This window comes from Dietzia natronolimnaea (assembly GCF_002289575.1).
GTDB classification, from domain to species: domain Bacteria; phylum Actinomycetota; class Actinomycetes; order Mycobacteriales; family Mycobacteriaceae; genus Dietzia; species Dietzia natronolimnaea_A.
Genome location: NZ_NTGA01000065.1, coordinates 1 through 3,646 on the forward strand (window position 1 = coordinate 1; position 3,646 = coordinate 3,646).

Genomic DNA, 3,646 nt, shown 5'->3' on the forward strand with positions numbered 1-3,646 from the left:
CACCGCGTACCCAACCTGCGTGGACAGAACATCTAGGGCGGCGGCCAGGGAGTCGGAGACCGGACCGCGGGCAGGTTCGGGTAACTGAGGCAGGGCGGGTTGGATGTGGCGGGTGTATCCGGCGGCCAGCACACTGCCGGCCACTGCGATCCCCATCGCAGCGCCGATCTCGCGGGCCGCATCGTTGACTGCGGCGGCGACCCCGTGTTTGCTCTCCGGAGTTTCGGCGATGATCGCGTAGGTCGCCGGGGCTGTGCATAGTCCGAGCCCTGCGCTCATGATCAACAGCGGCCATAGCAGGTCGAGGTAACGTGCGTCGACGGTCAGCCGGCTGACCAGCATCAGGCCAACTGCGATGGTCACCAGACCGGCGACGGTCATCACTCGTAGTCCAAATCGCTGTGACAGTCGGGGGGCGATCACCGAGATCACGATCAGGGGGACCGTCATCGGCACCAATCCCAACGCCGAGGCCAGCGGTCCGTATCCCAGGATCAGTTGCAGGTACTGCACCAGGAGTAGGAATACCCCGAAAGTGACCAAGAATTGGATGGCCACCGACAACGAGCCGGCGCTGAAGCCGCGCTTGGCGAACAACCGAACATCCAACAAGGGGGCCGAGGATCGCAGCTCAATCAGGATAAAAAAGGCTGTCGCCAACATGCCGGCCCCGGCGCTGGCGAGAACGATCGGGTCGGCCCAGCCCCGCGCGGGAAACTCGATCGTGGCGAATACGATTCCCGCAACCGCGACTGCAGCTGCCGCCGCGCCCACCCAGTCCACGGGAGGGTGATCATGCTGGCTGGACTCAGCGATCGTGCATGCCAGCGCGGCCAGTAGGGCTCCCGCTGCGGTCAGTCCGACAAATACCGACACCCACGACCAGCGCTCAAGCAACACCCCGGCGCCGAGGATGCCTAACACTGCTCCGGACCCGGCGACTCCAGCCCACACACCTACTGCTCGGCCGCGATGAACGGCGGCGAAACCAGCAGTCAGAATCGAGAGCGTCGAGGGCATTACCAGTGCAGCGCCCGCCCCGGCAATCGCTCGCGCAGCGATCAACCAGGCCGGGTCAGACAGCAGCAGGGGAAGTGCGGACGCCATGGTGAATATCGCCAGGCCTATTACGAGAACTGCGCGTCTGCCATAGCGGTCACCGATCGCTCCAGCGGGCAGGACCAGGCACGCCAGTACCAGCGTGTAGCCGTCGACGATCCAGGTCAGCTGGGCTTGCGTCGCTCCAGTCTCTACCGCAATCTCCGGTAATGCCGAATACAGCGCGGCCATGGCCGCGACCACCAACGCCACGGCTAGGCACGACACCGTGAGCATCCACCATTCGGCTCGGGTCCACCGGGATGACTCGGTGATGGTCTGTTGCGGTGAGTGCATCGCCGGCCCCTTGCTGTGAGATGATCGGTCTTGGTCTGAGACAAGTAGTATCACAGTGTTCGGTTGGTTGGACAGGTTAGCTTGGACGAGAAGTGACCGTCGGCCGAAGGGGGAGAGCGTGAACGACTGGAGTGCTGACCGGCCCGCTACGGACGACGATCAGCTCGATCCGCGACTGCTGCGCTCACGAAAACGATTGCTCGACGCTGCCACGCATCTCCTGAGCACTGGCGGTGTAGAGGCGGTTACCGTCGAGGCGGTCACTCGAATGTCAAAGGTTGCGCGGGCCACGCTCTATCGGCATTTCGGCGGGACCGCCCAGTTGCTTGCGGCGACCTTCGAGCGGCTGTTGCCTCGCGTCGAGGTCTCTGCCGACAGTGGGTCGGTACGAGACCAACTCATCGCGCTTCTCACGGCCCAAGCCGACCTGATTGACCAGGCGCCGCTGAACATTACGACTCTGGCTTGGCTGTCAATCGGATCAGTCGGCGGCGATCCTGCCGATTCGGCCGCGATCACCTCACTGCGTAGTCGAGTCATCGAGGTATACCGGCAGCCCTTTGACCGCATCCTCACACAGCCTGACGTTCGAGCACAGCTCGGCAACGTCGACACCACCTTCGCGATCGTTCAACTCCTGGGTCCCGTCGTGTTCGCTCGCCTTACTGGGCTCTGCACCGTCGACCACGACGGATGCGTGCAACTCGTTGATGATTTTCTTGCTGCCCGCAAGCAGGGAGGCGAACCCATCCCGGCCGAGTCCATCCACGACCTGAACCGCCCTGGCGCCGGCGGATCTCGCTAAATCGGGGCTTCTTCTTGTCGGATGGGTGTGACCGCTCGATCGCCGAGGTCGCCGGGGAGGTGGCGAGGCAACCCTAGAGCCCGGTCGTTTCGGTGCGAGCGGCGGCGAGCCATCCGCTGCAGTCTGAGTGCGGCCGGAACTTCTACCGTCCAGTTTTGACTTCCCGATTAGTCAGGCTGCTGCAAGCGATCGCGAAGCTGACTCCAGAGCTTCAGCCAGTTGAAGCTCGAGCGTGGGCAGGAGGCTAACCGCCGAAGCCACACGTTCCAGCCGAGTACGCACATCGACCTCGTGCTCGATCCCGGCTCGGCCGGCCTCCGTCCATGTCTGTGCACAGTGTCTGGCGGCTACGGCGAGATCTTCGGTCGCGAGGTCACCGGTCAAACGTGCCACGTCCGCGCAGCCGTCAGCGAGCAGCTTTCGGAACAGGCCGCCACCGGTGCCGGCCTTCTCGATGAAAGCGCTCAAGCTGAATAAGAGGATCTCGAGTTCGTCAGCCGGTAGATGGGACCAAGTCCGGACATCAGCGGCGAGCTGGGCGACCGCTGCTAAGCCTTCGGAACCGCTCACCGCGGTCGTGAGATCAACGACTCCTGGCGGAGTTGGGTGGCGCATGTTCGCTGCCGATTGACGGAAAGCCGCTGCGGCAACCTGCGCAAGGTCTGGTAACTCATGCGGCCAGGCGATGCGGTACGTGGTGTGACGTGTCGGTTGTGGGAATGACATCGACGACCGTGCTCGAGCGAGAGCGTCGAACGGAACCTTTTGGACCTCGGCACGGTCGTTGTCAACAACGAAGGCGATCCTCTCCGCCTCGTCGTAACCAATTACCACGATATCGTGGCGACTCATTTGGAGCCGAACCCGCAGGTAGGGCAACTCCGCGATGTCGCCCCATATCAGGGCTGGCCTTCCGGCATCGACCTCCTGGCTAATCCACGACCATCCTTCTCGGGGATCGTCGGTCGTGAGCACTTGGACCTGTGCGCCCAGTAGATGGGGGAGATTTAATTCGAAATCGGAGTCTCTCCCTACCAGATAAAGCGGCGGGAAGAGGTCGCTCGAGCGCAAGTAGGACAGGCCAAGTGACCCCCCGAGGGTGAAGACGAGACCTTCATCGGGCGGTCCTTCCCAGCCGAGGCCTTGCCAGTGCAGGAGGTCTCGCATCGCGGCTGAGCCGCAGTGCCCCCCGACCCGATGTGGATAGTTCTCGATGAGCGTCTGGCGAGTCATCAGAGTTCCTTTCTGAACGGCAGGCGGGCACGAACCGGGCTCTCTTGCTGCGCCAGTGGGATGTCAGCGCCGTTCGTCGAGGCTCCGCCGCTGACCGTGCGAGTCTCGCTCGGGACTGGCTTACCCATTGCGAAAGGAATCGGGAGAACCCGTATGGGCGAAATCGGTCCGGACGAAAGGACGCTGCTGGGTGATGGCTCGCTTGCTGAACAT

Annotated in this window: 3 protein-coding genes; 1 reads left to right on the forward strand and 2 read right to left on the reverse strand. The window is 63.2% G+C overall.

The window, feature by feature from the left end; translation table 11 throughout:
- A partial coding sequence (locus tag CEY15_RS17505) for an MFS transporter (RefSeq protein ID WP_141244327.1) occupies window positions 1–1,395 on the reverse strand: 1,395 nt, incomplete at its 3' end.
- A gap of 118 nt (window positions 1,396–1,513) precedes the next feature.
- Here CEY15_RS17505 and CEY15_RS17510 point away from each other — a divergent pair.
- Window positions 1,514–2,200: a TetR/AcrR family transcriptional regulator gene (locus CEY15_RS17510; RefSeq protein ID WP_037216855.1), complete on the forward strand. Its 687-nt coding sequence runs from the start codon at window positions 1,514–1,516 to the stop codon at window positions 2,198–2,200.
- A 171-nt stretch (window positions 2,201–2,371) separates the two neighbouring features.
- On the opposite strand, the gene CEY15_RS17515 is transcribed toward CEY15_RS17510, so the two are convergent.
- Window positions 2,372–3,433, reverse strand: a complete 1,062-nt coding sequence (locus CEY15_RS17515; protein WP_095719478.1) for a BtrH N-terminal domain-containing protein — start codon at window positions 3,431–3,433, stop codon at window positions 2,372–2,374.
- Between the last annotated feature and the right edge of the window lie 213 nt (window positions 3,434–3,646).

What these genes read in the sequence shown, in the direction of transcription:
- CEY15_RS17515 (WP_095719478.1), bottom strand. Translation starts at nt 3,433, where the DNA reads ATGACTCGCCAGACGCTCATCGAGAACTATCCACATCGGGTCGGGGGG.